General features: G+C 65.8%; 28 protein-coding genes. 10 read left to right on the top strand and 18 right to left on the bottom strand.

Annotated features, from left to right (window positions below; all coding sequences use genetic code 11):
- Window positions 1-19 precede the first annotated feature (19 nt).
- From SOM18_RS12140 to SOM18_RS12105, 9 genes are all read right to left on the bottom strand, one after another.
- Entirely contained in the window at window positions 20-898 is an 879-nt protein-coding gene (locus tag SOM18_RS12140; RefSeq protein WP_320481770.1) for a S49 family peptidase, read from the bottom strand.
- Entirely contained in the window at window positions 895-1416 is a 522-nt protein-coding gene (locus tag SOM18_RS19425; RefSeq protein ID WP_414712116.1) for an HK97 family phage prohead protease, read from the bottom strand. Before SOM18_RS19425 ends, SOM18_RS12140 begins: the two co-directional genes overlap by 4 nt.
- On the bottom strand, window positions 1413-2105 hold the full coding sequence (locus SOM18_RS12135) for a hypothetical protein (RefSeq protein WP_320481769.1): 693 nt from the start codon (window positions 2103-2105) through the stop codon (window positions 1413-1415). The genes SOM18_RS19425 and SOM18_RS12135 overlap by 4 nt, the downstream gene beginning before the upstream one ends.
- An 81-nt stretch (window positions 2106-2186) precedes the next feature.
- A complete protein-coding gene (locus SOM18_RS12130; RefSeq protein ID WP_320481768.1) occupies window positions 2187-2606 on the bottom strand; it encodes a hypothetical protein in 420 nt (139 codons plus the stop codon).
- Between the two features lie 68 nt (window positions 2607-2674).
- Window positions 2675-2974 carry a hypothetical protein gene (locus SOM18_RS12125; protein WP_320481767.1) on the bottom strand — a complete coding sequence of 100 codons (300 nt, stop codon included), beginning with the start codon at window positions 2972-2974 and terminating at the stop codon, window positions 2675-2677.
- 307 nt (window positions 2975-3281) lie between these two features.
- Window positions 3282-3632, bottom strand: a complete 351-nt coding sequence (locus tag SOM18_RS12120) for a hypothetical protein (RefSeq protein WP_320481766.1) — start codon at window positions 3630-3632, stop codon at window positions 3282-3284.
- A 209-nt stretch (window positions 3633-3841) separates the two neighbouring features.
- A complete protein-coding gene (locus tag SOM18_RS12115) occupies window positions 3842-6904 on the bottom strand; it encodes a phage/plasmid primase, P4 family (protein WP_320481765.1) in 3063 nt (1020 codons plus the stop codon).
- Window positions 6901-7308 (bottom strand): hypothetical protein, encoded by a 408-nt coding sequence (locus tag SOM18_RS12110; protein ID WP_320481764.1) that lies wholly within the window; start codon window positions 7306-7308, stop codon window positions 6901-6903. Before SOM18_RS12110 ends, SOM18_RS12115 begins: the two co-directional genes overlap by 4 nt.
- Window positions 7309-7856: 548 nt before the next feature.
- Entirely contained in the window at window positions 7857-8327 is a 471-nt protein-coding gene (locus tag SOM18_RS12105; RefSeq protein ID WP_081874163.1) for a GFA family protein, read from the bottom strand.
- 241 nt (window positions 8328-8568) lie between these two features.
- Here SOM18_RS12105 and SOM18_RS12100 point away from each other — a divergent pair, with 241 nt between their 5' ends.
- The 4 genes from SOM18_RS12100 (at window position 8569) to hisN (ending at window position 11933) form a co-directional block, all read left to right on the top strand.
- Window positions 8569-9003 (top strand): VOC family protein, encoded by a 435-nt coding sequence (locus tag SOM18_RS12100; protein ID WP_031439730.1) that lies wholly within the window; start codon window positions 8569-8571, stop codon window positions 9001-9003.
- 206 nt (window positions 9004-9209) lie between these two features.
- Window positions 9210-10001, top strand: coding sequence for a DeoR/GlpR family DNA-binding transcription regulator (locus SOM18_RS12095; protein WP_320481763.1), 792 nt, complete (start codon window positions 9210-9212; stop codon window positions 9999-10001).
- 16 nt (window positions 10002-10017) lie between these two features.
- Window positions 10018-11160, top strand: coding sequence for an MFS transporter (locus SOM18_RS12090; RefSeq protein ID WP_042466620.1), 1143 nt, complete (start codon window positions 10018-10020; stop codon window positions 11158-11160).
- Window positions 11157-11933 (top strand): histidinol-phosphatase, encoded by a 777-nt coding sequence (gene hisN, locus SOM18_RS12085; RefSeq protein WP_320481762.1) that lies wholly within the window; start codon window positions 11157-11159, stop codon window positions 11931-11933. The genes SOM18_RS12090 and hisN overlap by 4 nt, the downstream gene beginning before the upstream one ends.
- A 23-nt stretch (window positions 11934-11956) precedes the next feature.
- On the opposite strand, the gene SOM18_RS12080 is transcribed toward hisN, so the two are convergent.
- Window positions 11957-12124 carry a hypothetical protein gene (locus SOM18_RS12080; RefSeq protein ID WP_235188296.1) on the bottom strand — a complete coding sequence of 56 codons (168 nt, stop codon included), beginning with the start codon at window positions 12122-12124 and terminating at the stop codon, window positions 11957-11959.
- Here SOM18_RS12080 and SOM18_RS12075 point away from each other — a divergent pair.
- Entirely contained in the window at window positions 12106-12531 is a 426-nt protein-coding gene (locus tag SOM18_RS12075; protein WP_320481914.1) for a hypothetical protein, read from the top strand. The two genes, SOM18_RS12080 and SOM18_RS12075, sit on opposite strands and share 19 nt — an antisense overlap.
- Window positions 12532-12612: 81 nt before the next feature.
- Here the strand turns inward: SOM18_RS12075 and SOM18_RS12070 are convergent, their stop codons facing one another.
- Window positions 12613-13125: a TlpA disulfide reductase family protein gene (locus SOM18_RS12070; protein WP_320481761.1), complete on the bottom strand. Its 513-nt coding sequence runs from the start codon at window positions 13123-13125 to the stop codon at window positions 12613-12615.
- 139 nt (window positions 13126-13264) lie between these two features.
- Here SOM18_RS12070 and argH point away from each other — a divergent pair, with 139 nt between their 5' ends.
- From argH to SOM18_RS12045, 5 genes are read left to right on the top strand one after another with little or no spacing between them, the layout of a single operon-like run.
- The gene (gene argH / locus SOM18_RS12065; protein ID WP_031439736.1) at window positions 13265-14632 is read left to right on the top strand and encodes an argininosuccinate lyase; all 1368 of its coding nucleotides are present in this window, start codon (window positions 13265-13267) and stop codon (window positions 14630-14632) included.
- A complete protein-coding gene (locus SOM18_RS12060) occupies window positions 14629-14880 on the top strand; it encodes a hypothetical protein (protein WP_031394336.1) in 252 nt (83 codons plus the stop codon). The genes argH and SOM18_RS12060 overlap by 4 nt, the downstream gene beginning before the upstream one ends.
- Before the next feature lie 12 nt (window positions 14881-14892).
- On the top strand, window positions 14893-16155 hold the full coding sequence (lysA, locus tag SOM18_RS12055; protein ID WP_031439737.1) for a diaminopimelate decarboxylase: 1263 nt from the start codon (window positions 14893-14895) through the stop codon (window positions 16153-16155).
- Window positions 16152-16922 (top strand): NAD(P)-dependent oxidoreductase, encoded by a 771-nt coding sequence (locus SOM18_RS12050; RefSeq protein ID WP_192007781.1) that lies wholly within the window; start codon window positions 16152-16154, stop codon window positions 16920-16922. The genes lysA and SOM18_RS12050 overlap by 4 nt, the downstream gene beginning before the upstream one ends.
- Window positions 16919-17872, top strand: a complete 954-nt coding sequence (locus SOM18_RS12045; RefSeq protein WP_107931217.1) for a zinc transporter ZntB — start codon at window positions 16919-16921, stop codon at window positions 17870-17872. The genes SOM18_RS12050 and SOM18_RS12045 overlap by 4 nt, the downstream gene beginning before the upstream one ends.
- A 4-nt stretch (window positions 17873-17876) precedes the next feature.
- Here the strand turns inward: SOM18_RS12045 and SOM18_RS12040 are convergent, their stop codons facing one another.
- The 7 genes from SOM18_RS12040 to SOM18_RS12010 all read right to left on the bottom strand — a co-directional run bounded on the left by SOM18_RS12040 (window position 17877) and on the right by SOM18_RS12010 (window position 23284).
- Entirely contained in the window at window positions 17877-18269 is a 393-nt protein-coding gene (locus SOM18_RS12040; protein ID WP_037528697.1) for a flagellar protein FliS, read from the bottom strand.
- On the bottom strand, window positions 18269-19783 hold the full coding sequence (gene fliD / locus SOM18_RS12035; protein WP_031441303.1) for a flagellar filament capping protein FliD: 1515 nt from the start codon (window positions 19781-19783) through the stop codon (window positions 18269-18271). The genes SOM18_RS12040 and fliD overlap by 1 nt, the downstream gene beginning before the upstream one ends.
- Before the next feature lie 51 nt (window positions 19784-19834).
- Window positions 19835-20974 carry a flagellar type III secretion system protein FlhB gene (locus tag SOM18_RS12030; RefSeq protein ID WP_320481760.1) on the bottom strand — a complete coding sequence of 380 codons (1140 nt, stop codon included), beginning with the start codon at window positions 20972-20974 and terminating at the stop codon, window positions 19835-19837.
- A complete protein-coding gene (gene fliR / locus SOM18_RS12025) occupies window positions 20974-21747 on the bottom strand; it encodes a flagellar biosynthetic protein FliR (RefSeq protein ID WP_031441300.1) in 774 nt (257 codons plus the stop codon). Before fliR ends, SOM18_RS12030 begins: the two co-directional genes overlap by 1 nt.
- Before the next feature lie 4 nt (window positions 21748-21751).
- Window positions 21752-22021, bottom strand: coding sequence for a flagellar biosynthesis protein FliQ (gene fliQ, locus SOM18_RS12020; protein WP_031395965.1), 270 nt, complete (start codon window positions 22019-22021; stop codon window positions 21752-21754).
- Window positions 22022-22157: 136 nt separating this feature from the next.
- On the bottom strand, window positions 22158-23033 hold the full coding sequence (gene fliP / locus SOM18_RS12015) for a flagellar type III secretion system pore protein FliP (protein ID WP_320481759.1): 876 nt from the start codon (window positions 23031-23033) through the stop codon (window positions 22158-22160).
- Window positions 23030-23284, bottom strand: coding sequence for a flagellar biosynthetic protein FliO (locus SOM18_RS12010; protein ID WP_031394023.1), 255 nt, complete (start codon window positions 23282-23284; stop codon window positions 23030-23032). The genes fliP and SOM18_RS12010 overlap by 4 nt, the downstream gene beginning before the upstream one ends.
- Window positions 23285-23286 lie beyond the last annotated feature (2 nt).

Raw genomic sequence — 23286 nt, 5'->3', positions numbered from 1 at the left:
GCTGTTTACACGGAGGCGATCAGAGGTCGGCTGCCAGTTCCATCACCGCCGCTTGACGGCGCATCAACGCGAGTCGGGTTTGCGCTGATCCCTGACGACTCGCGATTTCTCTTAGCGTAGCTACGCCGTCGATGGCGCCCCGCCCTAGCGCCCGACTGGCGGAGAACGTCTTGCCCGTTCCATGAACCTCCGCGACATTGGCGAACCTCATGCCGCGTCCGCGCGCGATCGCCATCGCAAAGCGCCGGTTCGAAGCATCGACACCCGATTGGATCTCCGCGCGATCGTCGTCGGACAGAGGCGCGTGGGGGTGTCCTGCGATCTTGTCCGGCGAAGACGCTATAAGCGTCGTTTTCATGCCGATCATGGTCTCGAAGCCGGACATGTCGGTGTGCCCCGACCGGACGCCGACCGAACCTACTTCTCCCGAGGTGGTGGCGTAAAATTTCGATGCCTGAGTGCAGAGCCAGTACGCAGCGGAGAAGCTGTATGGACTTGCAACTGCGACGATTGGTTTCGTGGCGCGCACCTGAAAGATGGCATCACCCGCCTCTTCGCAGCCCCAGACCGTTCCGCCGGGACTGCGGACGTCGAGAATGATCGTGCATATCCGCTTGTCGTCAGCTGCCTCGCGAACGCGTTGGGCGATCATATCGTAAGAAGTACCGCCACCATACATTCCGTGGGGCGCCAGCACACCCGTGATCGGCAGAATGAACAACCCTCCTTCTCGGACCGGGTCTGCAATTTTGGCCGCTAGATTTCCCCCCGCGAACCCGGAAGCGAGCCTGCGTAGGCCGTCAGGTAGCATGGTCTCAAAGGCATCCCGTTTTAGCAATGCGTCCAAAAAGGCGGGATGCATTGCCCACTGCGTCGCGATTCCAGATACGTCGATCATGCCGCAACCCCCGTCCATCCATCCATCCATATCGGCAGCACTGCTTGAGCGTGCGCTGGCAACCCGTACGGTACATTTGCGGCGTGCCAGCAGGCCGTCCCAGGGCACGCGCCGCGGGGACAGATGCTGATTTCGTTGAGGCGGGCACTCGATATAGCCTCGACACCAGAACCGTAAGGTTCGATACTACTACTGTCGATCGCGATCCCGACGGAGCATTGCGCGTATCGTCCATCTGCCACACCGCACACCATGCTGTAGGCGGATGATGGCGGAGTAAAGGCGAACGCCAGACCGTAGCTATCTTCCCAGATCTGCAATCCCAAAGCGTCGCCTCGTCCGAACGACTGCGCGTCGCGATGCATGAACCACATTTCCACAGATGACGCATCGAAGCTGAAGCAACCGCGTTCGAACCGCGCCGGACGGGACAGGTGAGGCGCGTGAGGACGGCTGAGCGGAGCCGTCACAACGCCCCAGCGTGCTGCATAGCCGTGGATGCCCGCCCGCCAGCTCACCGGGCATAGTCCCGTGCGCGGCTTTCGAGTTCAGCGATGTCCTTGATCCCCTGGAAAGTAGGCAGGCGGCTGTCGTACCCAGCGTTCGTCACGATCTCGCGGATCAATGCTTCGTCCCGAATCGCTTTCAGTAGCATCGCGCACGCCTCCGATATGTCGGCCACGGCAAGGGCATGCGCGGGACGTACAGCTTCAGCTACGTCGATCGAGCGATCCGATTTGATGCTGTCCATCTGATCGCGCAGCATCCGGAGAGCCTGAGAATGGGCCTTCACCTCCGATTCCAGTCTCGCCGATCGCGATTTCATTTCCTCGAAGCCTTGGAATGCCTCGACGGAGCCGTCGATGATCGACTGAGCCTGATGCTCGATCCTGTTCTTATTGAACGAGGCCATGCCGCGCGCGATCGCCGTGACGGTATCGGTCTGTTCGCGATCGAGCTTTGCCCTCCTCGTGCCGATATCTAGATGTTTTGCGGCCAACTTCGCATAGTCGTCGTGTTGGGCGAGCGGTATGATCTCGATGGCATAGCGCTCCCGCGCTTCATCTCGTGCCTGAGTATGACGACGACCGTCGCTTTCCTGCCGATGCTCGCGACGGCTGAGAGCCAGCTCATCCTGGTCTTGTCGGTCCAGCATCCGCTGTGGCGTATCCAACAGCTGTTCTTTGGTCAGGTTCAGGCTCAGCATCGCTGTCTCCATTGGTTGATGCCCTCGCATCACCATCGTGATTGATGGGTTACGCTGGCGGGGAAAAGTACCGGTTCGTTGTCAATCCGCGTGAACCCCGGCTTGATCGCGATACGCCGACAGAATGGCCCGTATCGTCCGCTCCCGCGGTATCTCCGCCGGGAGGCGAGCAAGGCGAAAGAGCTGCTCGCGGGGAGTGGCGGCATAGCTTTCCGGCATCGCATCGAGGTCAAGGTCCAGGCGCGCCGCCCTCCTCCAGTACGCCGCGGCGACGCTGGCGATATTTCTGGCTTGATCGCTGACGGACTGTCGCGAAAAATGGCAGTCGGCGATTGTGCGGATCAGCATATCGCGCTGCATCAGCCGGTCAGCCGTAAAGGCTGAGCGTTGGCCCGCACGGCCCTTCAACCCAAGCGCTTGACGGGCGTCGGCGCCGTCGAGAATCGCGTCCAGCGCCCGCGCTACGCTCTGCGCCGACATATCGCCAGCGAGCAGCAGCATGTCGCGTGCCCGGCGTAGGTCTCCGAGATTTGGTCGCGCGGCAGGTGCGTCGAGGCAGGTGACATCGCTCATTTCGCAGATGCGTCTTGAGCACCGTGATCGAAAAGCCCCGGTAAGGGCTGCTGGGGATCCGCCGCGGCGGCCTCATGTATCGCGGCAAGCCGGCGAACCGTGCGCTCGTTCCGGCCGTCGCGCCAATGCTCGCGGATGAAGGCTGCAGCTGCGTCGAGGTCAAGGACGAACGGCTTGCCGTATCGGCCGTGCTGAATCACCGGGAAGTCGCCGCGCGCCGCAATGAACCGCGCGATCGACGGGACGCTCGGCATGCCATCGATCCGACCGAGATCGACCAGCGTCCCGACGTTCATCGACGGCTCCCGACGCAGAGGAAATTAATGGTAGCAGCGAAGGGCTTCAGAGGCCCGCAGTACCCTCGATCAGCATCATGGCCGAGGTCCGCCGTAGCCGGCCGTAGGGACGCGATCCGGCTGGTGGAGGCCTGTGAAGCGTCCGAGGGGCTTGCAGCGTGTGACGCCGATCTCGCGGCATGACCGATCCTGAAAAACTGCCCGACGTAGAAAAAATCCCTGCGTGAGAACGTTAGCGGTCTAGGGGCGGACGCCCCTGTGAGGTTTAGACCCCCCCCGGGGGGGTGGCAGGCGGTTCCCGCGCCGCTCATGCCCGGAAGCCGCCAGCGGGAGCGCACGACAGCCCGATTGCCATACGGGCCACGTTGACGTGGATGAACCGAGCCAAGGGCCAACGAGCCTTCAGCGTCGCATGCTCCGTCGTCAGGACCAGCGTTCCGGATTGAGGTAGCAACGCGTCCGAGAACACGAAGTCGTCCATCACTCGGGTACAGCCATAGTACGACGCGAAACGGATGGCGTGGAACGTCTTCCCCGTTGCCACAGGTCCGTAGATGATCACGATCGGGGTCAAGCGGCGCTTGGGAAGATAGACACCGAGCTTATCGGCTATGCTCCCAGCATTCGACCCCATCTTCCCAGCTTCAAAAACAGACATATCACTATATTCCAATAGCTTAGTTATTCCTTTTGGGAGGATAGGAAGGATAGGAAGGGTAATCGTATGTTTTGTTTATGTACCTGCGCATGTGTGCATGCGCATGATGTACGGAATACGACGCGTAACCTTCCTATCCTCCCAAACCCGCAGAAAACTGCCGTTTCTGCTTCCCAAAACGTTCCCAACACCATCCCAGCGCGGGAGGATCACAGAGGCGGGGGGTCATCCCATTCCGGCGGGGGTGGAGGGGGCTGGCCGCGAGCAGCTGCAACTTCGTCCAGAACCCGGACGCGGCCGTCATCGTCGACGAAGTCGGACGCGCTGCGGATCAGGCGTAGCTTCAGCCAGTGCATCCCGTTCGACTTGTGCTTGACGTACCCCTTGTCGGTCATCGCGTTGGAGAAGCCCTTGTTGCTCCACTCACGTTCACCGGCGGCCTTGGCCCATGCGACGAAGACGCCGTGGAGGATCGATGACTGAATGTTGCTGCGATCATCGGGCGCCACGCATTCGCGCAGGAACCGGGCAAGAGGATCGCTCGCGTCCCGATATGCGAGCGTGTCGGCCGTGACCGTGGCAGGCTCCACGAATCCGTTCCTGAGATAGTCGAGCAGGCCGTCGACAAGCCGCCTGAACACGCCCGCCGCCTCCCGCCCCTTGATCTTGTCCAGAAGCTCGGGGTCCTTCTTAGGCGTCCCGTCCTCGTGGAATTCGAGGTCGATGTTCTTCAGCCAGGACACGAGCTTCATTCGCCCCCAAATGCCCTCGTCGGTATCGGGGATGGCGGGTTTGCTGTTCCCGCTCATGATCAGCTTGAAGCGTGGCAGCAGTTCAAAGAAGCCGCGATGCAACGCGCGGGTCGGGACGGGCTCGCCGCCCGTCACGAACTTGATCAGCGCGGCATTGAGCTTGGCATCCCGATCAGGTTCCGATGCACGCAGCATGCGGACACCGCCGAGGCGGGCCAGATCGGGCGAGGCCTGATCACCTCGTTTCTTGATCCCCTGGTCCAGGAACGTTTCGATCAGCGTCGTCGCGGCATAATCGCCCAGCGCGTGGCACCAAGCGTCGATCGCGGTCGACTTGCCGTTCCGGCCTCGACCGTAGTTGTACCAGAGCTTGTGCTCGCCAGTCAGACCGGTCGCACCGTAGCCGGCGACCTGATGGAGGTAGCGCCGTACAGCACCGTCCGGCTGCGCCCATTCCAGCATCGCATCGTACAGCGGTGCGGACGCGTTGGGATCGTACTCGATCGGCGCGAGCTTGGTGTTGTAGTCCGAGCGACAATGGTCCGAGAGCTCGACGCCCGCCCAGCGGGTGCCATCGGCGTTCTTCCCCCGGGTGAACCGAAGCGTGCCGTTCAGAACACCGATCGCAAGCGGATCGACATCGAAGTTCTCGATCGGCACCGTCATCCACCGACGGGCGAGCTTCGCGATGCTCTCGGGCTTCCCCGACGTCTCGGAACGACGACCGAAGGCGCGCATGGCGTCGGAGAACAGCTCGAACGACTTGCCCTTCGGGTTCCAGCGATCGAGGCCGTGCGCGTTGGCGATGTCCGGCAGGACGTTTTTGCGATCGTCGTCGAGGTCGTGCCGCACCCCGGTGCCTGCGACGGCCCGCGCTTCCGCCTGGATCAGTCGGATGGTCTCGAAGACGGAGGCGATCACTTCGGCCGGTGGCGTCTTCTCGTCCTGGTCCAGGACCTTCCACCGCCGGCCGTCCCATCCCAGCCAGCCCTTCGCGGTCGTGAACCGGTAGTCGGCGCCGTACCGGTCACGGAATCGTTCCGCGATGCCGAAGTCGGTCATGGGGTAAGTCGAGCAGGCCAGCGACAGGAGGATCGGTGCGATATCGAACCCGCGATCGTGACCCGCTGCAATCGACCGTTCAATTTCGCCCGCAGCGTCGGGAAGCGCTGCGGCGGCAGTGGTCAGCTTGTCCGACACGGACGGAAGATCGAGAAGCCCAGCAACACAACGGCGGCCAGCGCCGAAGGCGAGGGTCGTCACGGCGGCTATCGTGCCGTCCAGTTGCCCGAGCTGCCGATCGAACCATGACTCGGTGATCGCGATGACCCGCCCCCGCTCCACCGCCCCGAGGGCAGACGCAACGCTCACCTTCCCATCACGGGAGGATAGCGTGCCAGCGGTTCCACGCGGTGACGTCGGGGCCGCTGCCGCGCTCTCCTGGACTGAGTTGCCCTCGACTGGCGCGAACGGCCGGTCATGACCGATCGGCCGCATCGACGCTTGCGGTGACCGCCGGGACGACTGACCGATCGAAGAAAGATCGCGCGGCTTGGTACGCCCGTTCTCGATACCGTTTTCGATTGCGGCGGCGTGGGCCTGATAGGCTGAAGGATCGAAGCTGCTGATCACTTCGAGTAAAGACATTCTGACGATCGTCTCGGTGAGTGCGCCAGCGCCGACGAACTGCCCTAGATTGAATGCGGCGTGATACGCGCCCTGATTTCGGCCGTTGTGCTTCCCGCCGCCCTTAGGCGTCGCCTCAAGCTCGGCAATTTCGCGATCGAGCGCGTTCATCGCGTAGCGGCGATGTGCTTCATCGACGTCGACGGCGAAGGTACTGGACGTATGAGACGGCCGCGGCGGCGAGGATTTGGACGCTGCGGGTTGGGCGCGCAGCAGCGCAGTCAATGATGCCGGCAAGTCCACGATGCGTGAAGCGTCATCGTCCGACTGCCACCGATAGTCCCCGGCGGCATCGTCCTCGTTGCCCGCAAAGTGGCTCGGGGCCACTATGACGTACCCGCCCGCTCCGCGGACATCGATGTGTTTCGGCAAGCTGCCAACGTTGCCGATCGACGCGTCGGCCGGCATCTTGAACCAGTGATGCTCGCCGCCCGATCGCGTAATGCCGACGAGCGTACCCGGTAGATCCTCGCCCATCTCGACCGCCAGCGCGGCTTTCAGCCGGTCCAGTGTCCAGACGTCCTGACCGATGATCTCGCCGGTGGCGTCGTCCACGATGTCGTCGCTGCGCGGATCGAAGTCGACGACCAGGAAGCCGGCATCACCGACCGCAACCCCGATCATGGCGTTCGGCCACCTCCTCCACCATTCGCGGATCTGTTTCGGATCCGAGGACGCCTTCTTCACACCACCCGAATTCTTGATCGGTAGGCCTTCGGCGTCCTTGTCCCGAGGCAGCAACGGTCGCTTGGTGCGGGGATCGCACGGAAATACCGGCCAATCACGGGCGGCGTAGGCCAGCGCGGCGTCCAGCATGGTTGCGGTGGAGATCATGCGAGATCGTCCAAACCGAGGACGTCGCCAGCGCGCGCCAAGTCGATACCGCCCCGGCGGCTCACCAGGATGCGCTCGCCTGCCACCTGCTCGAGCCGGCGCATTGCCATACGCTGGGCGACGACGATGTGATCGCAGCCGAACGGCGGATAGCGCAGGTCAACCCGACGCTGGGGGAAGAACGTCCAGATCGTAAAACGCGGACCGCACTCTCCGGGACGTCGCCGGATCAGTTGGACCGTGCGGCACGGCGTGTACCAACCAGCACCACGCATCTTCTCCGGACCTACCGGCCAGTTCCGACTTTGGCGGTTCAACGCCCGAAATATGCGTGCCTCAAGTGCCACCGGCTCGGCACTGATCCCACGATAGTTGGCGTCAGACACCCCGGAAAGGTTAGCCACGTCATGCCGGAGCCTCCTCGGGAACTCGAGTGCCGATTTATGCCGGTTTGACACCGTAACGTATTGATTTTGCTCGCGAGAGCCAGCCCTCACGGGGCATCCAGCGCTTCACCCTTCGACGCCGAGACCGAACCTCTATGACAGAGGTATGCGACGGCGTGCCGTCGTTTGGGATCGGCCGGGTGCAGTTCTGCCGCATAGTTGCTGATGCCCCATTTGTGGGTTTGGACCATCGCTGCGGACTCAGCGGTGGTCTGGCTTTGCAGTCTTGGGGCGTTCCGTGGCGGCTTTGTCGGTGTTCGGGCGGCACAGGCGGGTCAGAGGCTGGCACGCTATGCCCGGGTTCGAGCAACGCTGCTTCCCATCGGTCGTCGTGCAAGCGCGGCATTCGCGGCGTGTATCGATGCATCCTTGCGGTGATGCGAGCAAGAGCGCCAACATGAGAACCATCGTCGTGTCCTTACGTCTCGGGAAGTGTCGGCAGATTGCAGGCGCATGCGCTGCTGCGTCAAGCGACGGATCGGAGCCGCAAGAAAGCGGACTGCGGTCTATGTCTTCGGTGGCCACGCAACGGTATCATGGTCAGGATGCTGGAGAGACACAATTCCTGCCAGATGCGCCGCCGCTCGTGGCTCATCTAGCGGGTGTTCGGGGAGATTCGCCAATGCCTGAAAGTCGGCGATGCGCTCGGACGACGCGAGCTGTTCAGTCAGATGGACCAGGCGCGGTTCGTCCATGGCACCAAGCGTGAAACTGATGCTTCCCTCACCATATTCGAAGGTGAGCGGCGTGCCACAATCCCGGCAAAACCCACGACGAGCCTTGTTCGAACTCTGAAAATGACCCGGCTGACCGCGGGTCCAGGTCACGGCAGACAAGGGCGCGCCGACATAAGGCCCGAACAGTCCGCCCGTTGCCTTCTGGCACATTCGACAATGGCAGATGGAGGCGTCTTCCAGATCGGCGTCAATCCGGAACCGCACCGCGCCACACTGACATCCCCCAGTGCTGGTCATCATCGCTCGAGAATTTCATATCGGCCGACCATTCGCAATGGGGACGACGCGGAATATTCGAGGCGGTGCGGCAAGCGGAACGGCAGCATCTGAGGGGGCGTAGCTAGTCACACCGAATGCGGCGTCCTTGCCGACGATCAAGGCACTTTGGGAAGCGCGACGAACCCAGTCAAGCTTGCGGAGCGACGATTTTGCCGGGCATGATCTGATAAGACAACGAGCAGCAATCTGGTGGAGAGATCCGATGGCAGACGCTTCCAATTGGCTCCTTGATCATACCGGCATCGGTGTCACTGACATCGTTCGATCTGCGCGGTTCTACGAAGCAGCACTTCGCCCCCTCGGGGCTAAAATCGTCATGCGGATCAACGCGACTATGGGGCTGGCCAACGATGGGGACGCCGACCTGGCAGGCGTCGCTTTCGGTACCGAATATCCCGCGTTCTGGCTCGATGTTTTCCATCCAACCGGCGCGAGGCAACACACGGCGTTCCGCGCTACATCGCGCGAAGCTGTCGAAGACTTTTACAGCCATGGGCTGGCTGCGGGAGGGGTGGATAACGGCGCACCCGGTCTGCGTTCGGATGGCTATCCCGAGGGTTACTATGCAGCCTTCATGTATGATCCCGACGGAAACAATATTGAGGCTGTGTACCGGGAGTCGAGAGGGGTGACCTGAGGCGCTTACCCCGTCCCGATCGGAAGCCCCTAACAGGACAGCGGCTTCGCCCGAGAGCCGGCAGGCTTGTACGCTTCCCGATCTGCCATCCGCGAGATGGGACATGGGCAGTCGTCAGTCTCACCGATGTGAACACGATGCCCGATCATGCATGATTGATCGATAACTATCTTGTTTATGCACGGTGTGAGGGCTAGGAACAGCGGATGCCCAATGACATCCCGTCCAGCCGTCGCGATACGATCCTTGCCCGTCTATCCCTGGGCGAACCGGTTCATGCTGGTGCGCTTGCCAAGGAGTTCGGCGTTTCCGAGGATGCGATCCGGCGGGATCTGCGGGGTCTTGCCGCGGAGGGCCTGTGTCGCCGCGTCTATGGCGGCGCCTTGCCCGTCGTCGAAGGGGCGAGGCCGATGGCCGAGCGTGTCGGCGAGGATGTGCACAGCAAGCGGGCGCTGGCTGACGCCGCCGTTCGGGTCATCGAACCGAGCAGCCTTGTTTTCATGGACAATGGCAGTTCCAATCTCGCCCTTGTCCAGACGCTGCCGTCCTATCGCAATCTGACCATCGCAACGAGTTCGGTGACGATCGCCGCGGCGCTCCAGCATCGCGACGACATCGATCTGCTGGTGGTGGGGGGCATGATCGACCGGATGGTCGGTGGTGCCGTCGATGGTACGGCGCTCGAGGCGATCGCGCGGCTCAATATCGACCTGTGTGTCCTCGGCGCGTGCGCGGTTTCCGCCAAGGGGGGCGTCAGTGCCTATGACCCGGCCGACGCCAGTTTCAAGCGTGCGCTGACCGCGCGCAGTCGCAGCACGATCGTCCTCGCGACGAACGACAAGCTCGGCCAGCACGCCCCGCACAGGGTCCTCGGCGTCGATGCCCTTACGCAGATCGTCGTCGAGCACGACGCTGATGCCCACCTTGTGCGCGATCTGACGAAAGCGGGCGCCACCATCGCGCGTGCCGACCCGCAAGACCCGCGCGGCCAGCGCTGATCCAAGGATATCCGCAGTGACGATTCAAAATTCCAGGGCGCGCCTTGCGACGCGCCTGGCCTTCCTCGTGTCCGGCTTCGGGCTCGCCTGTTGGGCGCCGCTCGTTCCACTTGCCAAGCAGAGGCTGGCGATCGGGGACGGATCGCTCGGGCTGCTGCTGCTGTGTCTCGGTCTCGGCTCGGTGGGCGCGATGCAGCTTGCGGGGCCGCTGACATCGAAGCTCGGCGCGCGACCGGCGATCCTTGTCGGCGGCATCGGGCAGGCGATCCTGCTGCCCTTCCTCGCCTTTGCGCCCACGGTGCCGACCATGGCGGTCGCGCTGCTGCTGTTCGGCGCATTCCTCGGCGTAATCGAAGTCGGCATGAACGTGCACGCGGTCGAAGTGGAGAAGCAGGCCGGCACGCCGCTGATGTCCGGGTTTCACGGGTTGTTCAGCGTCGGCGGCTTCGTCGGATCGGCGCTGCTGACCGCCGTCCTGTCGTTGAAGATCAGTCCGGTCGCCGGGGTCGTCGCAGCATCGGTCCTGATGATCGCGACGCTCGCATTGGCCGCGCCCCGGCTCATCCCGACCCCCAGGACCGAGGAGGCCCCGCTGGTCGTGATCCCGCGCGGGATCGTGGTGCTGCTCGCGGCGCTCGCGGCGATCACCTTCCTGACCGAAGGCGCGATGCTCGACTGGGGGGCGTTGCTGTTGAGCGGCAAGGGCCTGTTGCCGGTCACGCAGGCAGGGCTCGGCTACAGCGTCTTTGCGGTGGCGATGACCGCCGGCCGGCTGACCGGCGACGCGATCGTCGCCAGGCTCGGGGATCGGCGGACGATGCTGTGGGGCGGGCTGCTCTCGCTGCTCGGCTATGGCGTCATGCTGCTCGCGCCGGTCGCACCGGTCGCGCTCCTGGGGTTCCTGCTGATCGGTCTCGGTTCGTCGAACGTCGTGCCCATCCTGTTCCGCCAGGCTGGCAAGCAGACCGTCATGCCCGCGGGCCTCGCGATCGCCGCGGTCACGACGATCGGTTACGCGGGCATCCTCGCCGGTCCCGCCGTGATCGGCTTTGTCGCGCACGGCATCGGCCTGCCCGCCGCCTTCTGGCTGCTCACCGCGCTTCTGTGTCTCGTGCCGCTGTGCGCGAAGGCCGCCACCGCCAACGGGCGTCGATCATGATCCTTCCCGACACTGCCTTCCTGCATCGCCTTGCCGACCTTGCTGATGCCGAGACGATGCCCCGCTACCGTACCGACATCGCGGTCGATGCCAAGGTGAAGGAGGGGTACAGCTTCGACCCCGTGACCGAGGCGGACCGGGAGGCGGAAGTCGCGATCCGCGCCGAGATCGGTGCGCATTTCCCCGACCATGCCATCCTCGGCGAGGAATTCGGGCTGACGGGCAGCGGGCGTGTTCGATGGGTGCTCGATCCGGTCGACGGCACCCGCCCGTTCATCTGTGGCCTGCCCGTCTGGGGGACGTTGATCGGGCTGACGGTCGACGGCCGGGCCGAGCTGGGGATGATGAGCCAGCCCTTCACCCGCGAACGCTTCTGGGCGGATCGCGACGGCGCGTGGACCGAGCGGGACGGTGTGCGCCGACCGCTGGCGACGCGCGACGTCGGCAGCCTCGATCGCGCGATCCTGCACACCACCTCGCCCGAGCATTTCGGCGACGACCTCGCGCCCGGTTTCGCACGGTTGAAGGCGGCTGTGCGGATGATCCGTTATGGTGGCGAATGCTATGCGATGGCGATGATCGCGGCAGGCCGGATCGACCTCGCGATCGAGCCCTCGCTCCAGCCCTATGAAATCGTCGCGCTGATCCCGATCATCGAGCGCGCGGGCGGTGTCGTCACGCGGCTCGACGGAGGGCGGGCGGAGGAAGGCGGCGCGGTGCTGGTCGCCGCGACTCCGGCACTCCATGCCGAAGCGTTGCGGATCCTGGGATGACCGCTTCCTCGCCGCCCATGGTTTCAGGGCTTTGCCGTCATCGCGCGGATGTCGGCGTGCAGCGTCGGCCCGTCGGGGTTCCAGCCCAGCCGCTCGCGGGTCAGCGCGCTCGACGCCGACATGTCCTTCGACACGAAGGCAGCGAGCCAGCCGAAATGCGCGCCGGCTTCGTCTGCGCTTACCGACGTCACGGGTAGGCCGAAGGTTTCGCCGATCGTCTCGGCGATCGCGCGGTAGGGAATCGCTGTTCGAGGTCGGCCAGTTCGTCACCGAGCTGTGCGCGACCAGTCCCGAATTCGCGGCTTTATGGGCGGACAATGACGTGCGCTTCCACGGCGAGGGCACCAAGCGGCTGCACCACCCCGTTCTGGGCGCGATGGAGTTAGAATATTCGGGCTTTGCGGTCGATGGTCGTCCGGACCTGGGGAAGATCGTCTACAACCCGGTCGATCCCGATATGGCCGATCGCATCCGCGCGATACTCGGGCTAGTCAGCAAGCAGCCAGCAGGAGTTTTGTATCTGGCGTCGGATGTTCAGCAAGATCCCGATGGCGAGATGAGGCGCACGGACGAGATGCAGAACAAGGTACACGCGTGATACGGGGTACGCTTGCCCTGCATGCCGACGACGCGCCCGTCCAGCTTTCGCGGCAAAGCGGTGCGTCGTCGTGCGGGGCGTTCAGCGGGCTTCGGCGATCAGCTTTGCGGCGGCGGGGGTGTTCCATTCATAGCCGCCCAGCATTCGCCAGACTTCGCGCCCGTCCGAATCGTAGAGGATCGTGGTCGGCAGGTTCGCCTGATAGGCGATGCTGAGCGAGGCCTTGGAGTCGAGATAGGGTTTCAGCGTCGTGAACGCCTTTTGCGCGAAGAACGGCGTGACCTTCTCGGCACCCTGAAGGTCCTGGCTGACCGCGATGACCTGGACCTTGTCCTTCAGGCTGCCCGCGACCGCATCGAGCGTTGGCATCTCGGCGACGCAGGGCGCGCACCAGGTCGCCCACAGGTTGAGCAGCAGCGGCTTGCCCTCGAAGCTGGCGAGCGTGACGGACTTTCCATCGGGGGCGGTGAAGCTTGACGTCGGCCCCGTCTCGCCCTTGTGGCTGCGGTCGATCTTGTCGACCGGGGCGACGGGGGTGCCGGTCGCTTCGTCGGGCGAGGCCGCGACTTCGTCCGATGCGGCGCCATTGCCCATCGCGGCGCCTGCCGCGTTTGCTTGCTCCGGAGCCGGCGATTTCCTATCGCAGCCCGCAATCAGCATTGCGCTACCCAGGAGACAGACGATCGACGCCCTTGAGAGCAGAGAAGGGGAGGACATGGACGGCTCCAATGCGATGTGGGGTGGACGCTTCGCCGAGGGTCCGGCCGCGGTCATGCGGGAGATAAACGCCTCGATCCCCTTCGACAAGCGACTGTGGAAGCAGGACATCGCCGGCTCCAAGGCGCATGTCGCGATGCTCGGCGCGCAGGGTATCGTCTCGCCCGACGACGCCGCGACGATCGCCGCGGGTCTCGACCGGGTTGCGGCGCACTATGCCGCCAATGGCGTCGCCGAGGACCTCGTCCTCGAGGATATCCATATGCAGACCGAGGCGCGGCTGGCCGAGGCGATCGGTCCGGTCGCGGGGCGTCTGCACACCGCGCGGTCGCGCAACGACCAGGTCGCGACCGATTTCCGGCTCTGGGTCCGCGATGCGATCGACCAGGTGCTGGCGGCGCTCGGCGGATTCCAGGCGGCGCTGCTCGTGCGGGCCGAGGAGCATGCCGCGAGCGTCATGCCGGGGTTCACGCATCTGCAATCCGCGCAGCCGGTGACGCTCGGCCATCACCTGATGGCGTATCACGCGATGATCGCGCGCGACGTCAGCCGGTTCGCCGATGCACGCGTGCGGATGAACCGCTCGCCGCTTGGCTCGGCGGCGCTGGCGGGGACGGGGTTCCCGATCGACCGCGAAATGACCGCGCATGCGCTCGGCTTCGACGGGCCGATGACCAACTCGCTCGACGGGGTCAGCGACCGCGACTTCGCGCTCGATTACCTCGTCGCGGCCACGCAGTGCGCGTTGCATCTGTCGCGGCTGGCGGAGGAGTTCGTGCTCTGGGCGTCGCAGCCCTTCGGCTTCGTCGCGCTCAGTGACCAGTGGTCGACGGGCAGCTCGATCATGCCGCAGAAGCGCAATCCCGATGCCGCCGAGCTCGTGCGCGGGCATTCGGGGCGGATCATGGGCTGCATGACCGCGCTGATGGTGACGATGAAGGGCCTGCCGCTCGCCTATTCGAAGGACATGCAGGACGACAAGCCGCCCGTGTTCGAGGCGCATGACCTGCTCGCGCTGTCGATCGCGGCGATGACCGGGATGGTCGAGAGCGCGACGTTCCGGACCGAGCGGATGCGCGCGGTGGCCGAGGCGGGCTTTGCGACCGCGACGGACCTTGCCGACTGGCTGGTGCGCGAGGCGGGGCTGCCGTTCCGCGAGGCGCATCACGTGACCGGGCGTGCGGTGAAACGCGCGGAGGATCTGGGCATCACGCTCGACGCTTTGTCGATCGGGGATCTGAAAGCGATCGATGCGCGGATCGACGACCGGGTGTACGGCGTCTTGTCGGTCGATGCGTCGGTCGCCAGCCGGACCAGCTTCGGCGGCACCGCGCCCGACAATGTTCGCGCCGCGATCCGCGCCGCACGGGAGACGAGCGAATGACACGCCTGATCCTTCTCGCCGGGCTGACCCTGTCGGGTCTGTCGCTGACCGCCTGCGGGGCGGCTGACGGGCTCGAACCCGCGCCCGGCAAATCGCTGCCGGTCGCGCCTTACGGGGCGAAGACGACACCGACGCCGACCGCGCTGCTGACGCCGACGCCGCAGCAGCGCCCCGAACGCAGTGATGAATTGCTCACCAGCTCGCGCGAGCGGCGGAGCGACGAATTCAACCTGCCGCCTTCCAACTGATCACAGGCCAGCATGGACCATTTCCACTATCGCGACGGCGTCCTTCATGTCGAGGACGTCGCGCTTTCCGCGATCGCCGAGGCGGTCGGGACGCCCGTCTATGTCTATTCGACCGCGACGTTCCGCCGTCACGCGCAGGTGTTCCGCGACGCGCTGAAAGGCGCGGGGCGTGTGCATCTGGCCTATGCGATCAAGGCCAATCCGAACGTCGCGGTGCTGCGCGTCCTGGCCGATGAGGGCTACGGCGCGGACGTGGTGTCGGCGGGCGAGATGGCGCGCGCGCTGGCGGCGGGTATCCCCGCGTCGGACATCGTGTTTTCGGGCGTCGGCAAGACCCGCGACGAGCTCGCCCGCGCGCTTGATGCCGGGATCGGCCAGTTCAACCTCGAGCTCGAGGAGGAGGGCGAGGTGCTCGCCGCACTCGCCCGCGATCGCGGCATTCGTGCACCGGCGGTGCTGCGCGTGAACCCCGATGTCGATGCCGGCACACACGCCAAGATTTCGACCGGGCGTAAGGAGAACAAGTTCGGCGTGCCGATCGACCAGGCGCCGGCGATGTTCGACCGGTTGTCGGAGCATGAGGGGCTCGATCTGCGCGGGGTGGCGATCCATATCGGCAGCCAGCTCGCGGATCTCGCCCCGCTCGAGGCGGCCTATGCGCGGATCGGCGAACTCGTCGCCGAACTACGCGCGGCGGGGCACGTCATCAGCCGGGTCGATCTGGGCGGCGGTCTCGGCGTACCGTACAAGCCCGACGACGTGCTGCCGAGCCCGGCCGACTATGGCGCGATGGTCGCGCGTGCGACCGCGGGCTGGGACGTCGAGCTGATGTTCGAGCCGGGGCGCGTGATCGCAGGGAACGCCGGCGTTCTGCTGACCAAGGTCATCTGGGTGAAGCCCGGCGTGACCAACCCCTATGTGATCGTCGATGCGGCGATGAACGACCTCGCGCGTGTCGCGATGTACGACGCCTATCACGACTTCGTCGCGGTGGAGCCGGGCGGCGAGCGGATGACCGCGAACATCGCCGGGCCGGTCTGCGAGACCGGCGACACCTTCGCGATGGGGCGCGACATCGACGTCGTGAAGTCGGGCGATCTGGGCGTGTTCCGCACCGCAGGCGCGTACGGCGCGACGATGGCGTCGACCTATAACAGCCGCGCCCTAGTGCCCGAGGTGCTGGTCGATGGCGACCGGTTCGCGGTGGTCGCCGACCGGATCGAGCCCGAGACGATTCTGGCGGCCGAGCGCGTGCCCGAATGGCTCAAGCGGTGAGCCTGCACAGCCTGCCGCTGTTCGTGCGGCTGGCGGGCCGCCCGGTCATCCTGCTGGGCGAGGGCGAGGCGGCGGACGCGAAACGCCGGCTGCTCGACCGCGCCGGCGCTCACGTCGTCACCGATGAGGCCGCCATGGCCGCGCTGGCGATCGTCGCGATCGACGACGAGGCGGAGGCGCTCGCGGCGGTCGCGCGGCTGAAGGCGCGCGGTGTGCTCGTCAACGCGGTCGACCGGTCCGAGCATTGCGACTTCACGCTGCCCGCGATCGTCGACCGCGAGCCGGTGCTGATCGCGATCGGGACCGGCGGCGCGTCGGCCGGGCTGGCGGCGGCACTGCGGCAGCGGCTCGAGGCGCTGGTGCCGGCGGATCTGGGCGGGCTGGCAAGCGCACTGCAGCGCGCACGCGGGGCGATGCGCACGCGCTTCCCCAATAGCGGCGCCAGACGGCGTGCGCTGGCCGATGCGCTCGCGCCGGGGGGCGTGCTCGATCCGCTCGGATCGTCGCGCGACGTGGCCGGCTGGCTGGCAGGGGGATCGGTACAGGACGGGACGATCGTCCGGATGACACTCGCATCGCGTGATCCCGATGATCTGACATTGCGACAGGCGCGGGCGCTCGCCAGCGCGGACCGCGTCTATCACCGCAGCGACGTGCCGCCGGCGATCCTCGATCGCGCGCGCGCGGATGCCGCCCGGATCCCGTGCGATGCGCCGCCTGATGCGCAGGGTTCGGGGCTGGTCGTCGATGTGGCGATGCGCGCGTGAGCGGGTTCGGGTTCAAGGTCGCTGACGGAGTCGCGTCGCGGCTCGCGGTCGAGGCGGCGCCCGCCGCGAGCGGTGACCTGGTCTGGGTCCATCTGTCGACCACCGAGGACGAGGCGCAGGCCTGGCTTCGCAACGAGGCCGGGCTCGAATCCTATGTGATCGACGCACTGACCGCGACCGAGACGCGGCCGCGTTGCGAGGCGGTCGGCGAGGGGGCGTTCCTCAACCTGCGCGGGCGGACGAACGAGGAGATGGATTCGTCCGACCTGCTCGCGTCGCTGCGCATCTGGGTGGTCAAGGGACGCGTCTATTCGCTGACGCGCAAGCCGCTGGTCGCGATCCCGCTGGTTGAAAAAGAGGTTGAGGCGGGGCGGGTGCGCGATCCCGGCGACCTGATCACCGCGTTCGCGACCGCCATCACCACCGATCTCGACCCCGAGGTGGCGGCGCTGGGCGACGAGCTCGACGATTGCGAGGAGCGGCTCGACGCCAAGCATGTCTTCGCCCTGCGCCGCACCGTCAGTGAGGTCCGCGTGGCGGCGATCAGCTATCGCCGGTTTCTCAATCCGCAGCGTGCCGCGCTCGAGAAATTGGCTGCGTTGCCCGGCGACTGGCTGCGCGACGACGACCGGCTGCACCTGGCGGCGGCGGCGGACCGCGCGGCGCGGATGGCCGAGGAGCTCGAATCGATCCGCGAGCGATCCGCGCTGACGCACGAGGCGCTGACCGACCTGCGCGCGGAACAGATCGACAATCGCTCGCTGATCATCTCGGTCGCGGCGATGGTGTTCCTGCCGCTGACGTTCCTGACCGGGCTGTATGGGATGAACGTGAAGGGGCTGCCCTTTGCCGAAGAGCCCTGGGCGTTCGATGCGATCGCGGGCGGCTGCCTGGTGATCGCGCTGGGTATCGTGATCTACTTCGTCCAGCGGCACTGGTTCGAACGGTAGCGGCTCAGGCCGCGCTGGCGGTGCGCCAGGCCTGCGCGATCTCGTCGAGCGTGTCCGCGGTGGTGCGGAAGACCGAGCCGTCCTGGCCGACCGAGGCGTCGACGATCGTCCGGCGCGCGCCTGCATAGAGCCGCGCGAGCGTTTCCGACACCGCGCCGCCGCGGTCGAAATCGAGCCCCGCTTCGAGCGCGAACAGGATCGCGGTCGCGCGCGTCACGCGGTCGCTCTTGGTCGCATATTGGCGGTTGTCGGAGGCCCAGGCGGCGGCACGCAGCGCCGCGACGAGTTCCTTGTAGAGCAGCTGGACGAGGCCCGGGCCATCGGTCGTGGTGCGGCCGACCGCGTCGATCTGGCGATAGGTGGCGAACGGGTCGCGTGTGAGGGTGGTTGCGTACATCACGAGTCGCTCTTGTTCCAGGCGGCGATCTGGTTGGTGAGGAAGCTCTGGATCGACTTGTACGACGACACGCGCGAATTCATGCTCGAGAATTGCTGCGTCAGGCGGGTGGTCATCGCCGCGGATTGATCCGCGATCTTGGCCTCGGCATCGGCGATCGCGGACTGTGCCGCGGTGTAGCGCGTCTGCGAGGCGCCGAGCCCGATCGTCGTGTTGGTCGCGCTGGTCGTGATCGCGTTCAGCACCGCGCCAAGCCCGGCCTTGCCGTCCGCCGAGCCGTTCAGCATCGTCTCGATCGCGGTCGAATTGGTCAACATCGCGTTCGACAGCGCGGCGGCATCGACGCGCAACGTGCCGTCACGATTGGTCGCGACGCCGATCTGCGCGAGCGTCGTCGGGCTGCCGCCACCGGTGTCGCCCGACAGCGGCGCCAGCGTCAGCGCCTTGAGCGACGACAACAGCGTCTTCGCCGCCGGGTCCGCGCGCAGCACGCCGGTCACCGGGTCGGTCTGCTCGGTCAGCGTCGCCATGACCTGGTTATAGGTCTCGACGACGTCGGATACCGCCTGCGACAGCGCGCTGGTCGGCGTCGTGCTGCCTAGCGTGACGGGGCCGGTCGACACGGCGTTGAGCTGCAGTTTGACGCCCGTCACCAGGTTGTTGATCGTGTTGCTCGCGCGCTCGACCGCGATCCCGTCGACGGTCAGCTTGGCATTCTGTGCAGCCGCCGTGACGCTGGTGTTGGTCGCGCCGGGACCGACATTATAGGCGGCCAGCTTGCCGCTCGTATCGGTCGTCGCCGTCATCGTGAACGCCTGCGATGCGCCGGTCGCGCCCTTCATCGACAGATAGGCGCTGCCGTTCGAATCGGTCACGACCGAGGCGGTGATGCCTGCGCCCTTCGCGTTGATCGCCGCGGCGATCCCGTCGAGGCTGGCGTCGGTAACGTCGATCGTCACCGCGGTGCCACCGCCTGCGGTGAAGCCGGTCATCTTGGTGCCTGCCGCGTCATAGGTGGCGGTGCCGAAGTTGAGCGTGAAGCTGCCCGAGCCGATCACCGCGGTGCGATCGGCGACCGCGGCGGTGGTGCGGATGGTCTGCGCGGCGGCGAGCTGGTTCACAGAGATGGTCGACGACAGCCCCGAGACCTTCGCGCCCGGCAGCGCGCTGACGCCGAGCGCGGCGCTGTTGGAGCTGGTCGGCTGGCTGGTCAGCGTGCCGCCCTTCACCAGCGCGGCATAGGCGGTCGAGAAGCCCGAGATCGCGCTCTTCAGCGTTGCGAGCCCCGAGATCTGCGTGGTGATCGTCTTCGACTTGGCGGTCAGCTGCGCGGTCTTGGCCGCGAACTGCGCCTCGACCAGCGAGGGCACCAGGCTTGCGGTGTCGATCCCCGAGCCGGCATTGAGCGAGGTCAGCAGCGACTGCGCCGCGTTCTTCGTCACGCTCGCCGCGGTCGGCGTCGGCGTGGCCGCCGGGGTCGGCGTCGCGGTGCTGCTCGTCGTCGAAATTGCCATGCCGGAATCCTTGCGCGCTCGAATGGAATAACGACCGCGGCCGCCGGATCTTTAGGGAAGTTTCACGCCGTTTTCGTCGAACCGCGCATCGACCGGCACGGTGATCGCGGGCTGCGGCATCGGCGTGCCACCCGCCGCCGCGTTCAGCCCGAACACGAAGGCGAGGACGGTCGCGATCGCCATGTACAGGTCGTCGCGAACCTCCTGGTTCTCCTTGCTCGTGTAATAGACCGCACGCGCGAGCAGCGGATATTCGAGCACGGGTACGCGGGTCTCCGCGGCGAGTTCGCGGATCGCCAGCGCGGTCGCGCCGCGGCCCTTGGCGACGACGACGGGCACCTGGTCCTTGCCGCGGTCGTAGCGCAGCGCGACCGCGAAATGCGTCGGGTTGGTCAGGATGACGTGCGCCTCACCGACCGACTTGCGCATGTTGCCGCTGGCCATCGCGCGCATCTTGGCGCGCTGCTGGCCCTTGGCCTCGGCATTGCCCTCATTGTCCTTGTGCTCGTCCTTCACCTCCTGTTTCGACATGCGCATCTTGCCGAGGCGGCGGATGATCTGGATCGGCACGTCGATCCCGGCGATCGCGACGAGCCCGAACGCCATCGCGATCAGGATCGACGAGAAGGTCCCGCCAAGCGTCGTCAGCGCCTGGTTGAGATCGGCGGACGACGCGAGACCCATCGTCGTGTGCGACGCCTGCCACAGCATCCAGCCGCCGATCGTGCCGAGCAATGCGACCTTGAGCAGCGACTTGCCGAGCTCGATCCAGCCGGTCGGGCCGAAGATCCGCTTGAGACCCGAGGCGGGGTTGATGCGCGTGAACTTGGGCGCGAGCAGCTTGCCGTTGAAGCCGAGCGAACCGAGCCCCGCCTGGCTGAGCACCGCGGCGACCAGGCTGACGACGAACAGGGTGACCAGCGACGGCGCAAGCTTCCACCCCGCTTCCTGGAGCGGGCGCCAGGGCGAGAAATCCTCGACATCGGCGCGGCCAAACTGGAAGCTCGACGCCATCACCGCCTTGCACGCGGCGATCAGCGAGGGGCCGGCATAGATCAGCCAGGCGACGCCCGCGAGCATGCTGAGCGCGGTCGCGAAGTCGCGCGAGCGGAGGATGTCGCCCTTCTCGACCGCATCCTTCTTGCGCTTGTCGGTCGGGGCTTCTGTCTTTTCGCCGAATTCGTCCGCCATCAGCCGAGCACCAGGCTTTGCGTGGCTTCGAGGCCTTCGCGGATGATCACGACCATATAGTCGCCCATCGCCGGGAAGCCGACCGCGAGCGCGACGACACCGACCGCGAGGCTCGTGGGCAGGCCGACCGAGAACAGGTTGAGCGCGGGTGCGGCGCGGCTGATCATGCCGACGACGATGTTGAGGCACAGCAGCAGGAAGCCGACCGGCAGCGCGAGCAGCAGCCCGGCGAGAAACGCATAGCCGCCGAAGAACGCGATGCCGCGCAACCGGTCGACGCCGAGCCACGCGGCGCCGGGCGGCATCACGTCATAGCTTTTGACGAGCATCTCGACGAGCACGAGGTGGCCGTCCATCGACAGGAACAGCAGCGTCAGCATGATCGAGAAGAACTGGCCGAGCGCAGGGCTCGACCGGCCGTTCTGCGGATCGACCGACGAGGCGAAACCGAGGCCCATCGACCCGCCGATGATTTCGGCGGCGATCACCGGCGCGGCGAACGCGATTTGCAGCACGAAGCCGAGCGCGAGCCCGACCAGCGCCTCAGCGGCGACCGCGAGCACGGTCGCCGTCGCGAAGATCTGCGCGGGCGGCTGGACCGGGTGCGCGGCGAGCACGAGGAAGCCGATCGCGCCCGACAGCGTGACGCGGACCGTGACGGGCACCGACACGTTGCCGAACACCGGCGCGGCGATGAACGTCGCGCCGATCCGCACCATGACGAAGATCAGCGCCCAGAGCTGCGGCTCAATCGAGAGGCCGAAGCCGAGCATCCGCCTATTTCACCAGATCGGGGATGCGTTCGAAGATGCTGACGGTGAAGTCGCTCAGCAGCCCGAGGATCAGGCTGCCGAAGATCATGATCGATACCGCGACGACGAGCAGCTTCGGCACGAACGACAGCGTCTGTTCGTTGATCGACGTCGCCGCCTGGATCATGCCGAGGATCAGCCCCGCCAGCAGCGCCGGGATCAGGATCGGCGCGCTGGCGAGCGCCAGCACCCACATCGTCTGGTTGGCGATGGTCAGGAAATATTGCGCGTCCATGGCTTATAATGCTTCCGTTCGCCCTGAGCCCATCGACTGCCTGCAAGGCAGGCGTTCGGGGGGACGTCGAAGGGCCTGGGACTCATGTGCTTCGACTGCGCTCAGCACGAACGGGAGTGTGGGTGCATCCACCGGGTCAGGTCGCGAACGAGTTGGCGAGGCTGCCCATCGTCAGCGCCCAGCCGTCGACGAGCACGAACAGCAGCAGCTTGAACGGCATCGAGATGATCGTCGGTGACAGCATCGCCATGCCGAGCGACATCAGCACGGTCGCGACGACGAGATCGATGACGATGAACGGCAGGAAGATCAGGAAGCCGATCTGGAACGCGGTCTTGAGCTCGCTGGTGACGAACGCCGGGAGGAGCACCGAGAAGGGGATGTCGCGCGGTGACGCATAGGGGCCCGACTTCGCCATTTCGGCGAACATCGTGACGTCCTTGATCCGCGTCTGCTTGACCATGAACGCGTGGAGCGGGACGCCCGCGGTGGTGATCATCTGCGTGCCGGCGAGCTGGCCCGCGGCATAGGGCTGGATCGCGGTCGTGTTGATCTGGGTGATCGTCGGCGCCATGATGAAGAAGCTGAGGAACAGCGATAGGCCGAGCAGCACTTGGTTGGGCGGCGTCTGCTGCAAACCGAGCGCCTGGCGCAGGATCGCGAGCACGATGATGATCCGCGTGAAGCTGGTCATCATCAGCAGGATGCCCGGTAGGACCGTGAGCAGCCCCATGATGATGAGGACCTGCAGCGACAGCGACAGCGAGCCGCTCTGCCCGCTATTGCCCGCCGCCTGGCCGCCAAGCTGGCCGAGCGCGCGGTCGACCGCATCGCCGACCGCGGGGCTGGCGGGGGGGGGGACGGCCTGCGCGAAGGCGGGCATGGCGAGGAACAGGGCGACCAGCAGCGCGAGGCCGACCCACAGCCACGCAGCGCCACGCGACTGCGTCCTGGCCTCTACAGCGGTAATCAGCGCCGGGCCCGACCCCTTGCGCGTAACGATCAGGCTCATGCGTCGACCTTGTCGATCAGGTGCACGCCGCCGCGACCGACCGAGACGAGCAGCCGCCGGCCCTCGAAATCGATCACCGCGAGGCGCAGGCCCGGCGAGATCATCATCGTTTCCTTGACGCCGATCAGCCGCGACGTGGGCTTGCCGGGCATGCGGCTCTCGAACTTGCGCCACAGCAGCAGACAGCCGACCATCAGCCCGCAGACGAGCGGCAGGAGGATGACGAGTTTCAGGATATAGGACCAGAGCATCG

The organism is Sphingomonas sp. CFBP9019, assembly GCF_034045155.1.
GTDB classification, from domain to species: Bacteria; Pseudomonadota; Alphaproteobacteria; order Sphingomonadales; family Sphingomonadaceae; genus Sphingomonas; species Sphingomonas aerolata.
This window is presented reverse-complemented; position numbering and strand designations above follow the sequence as displayed.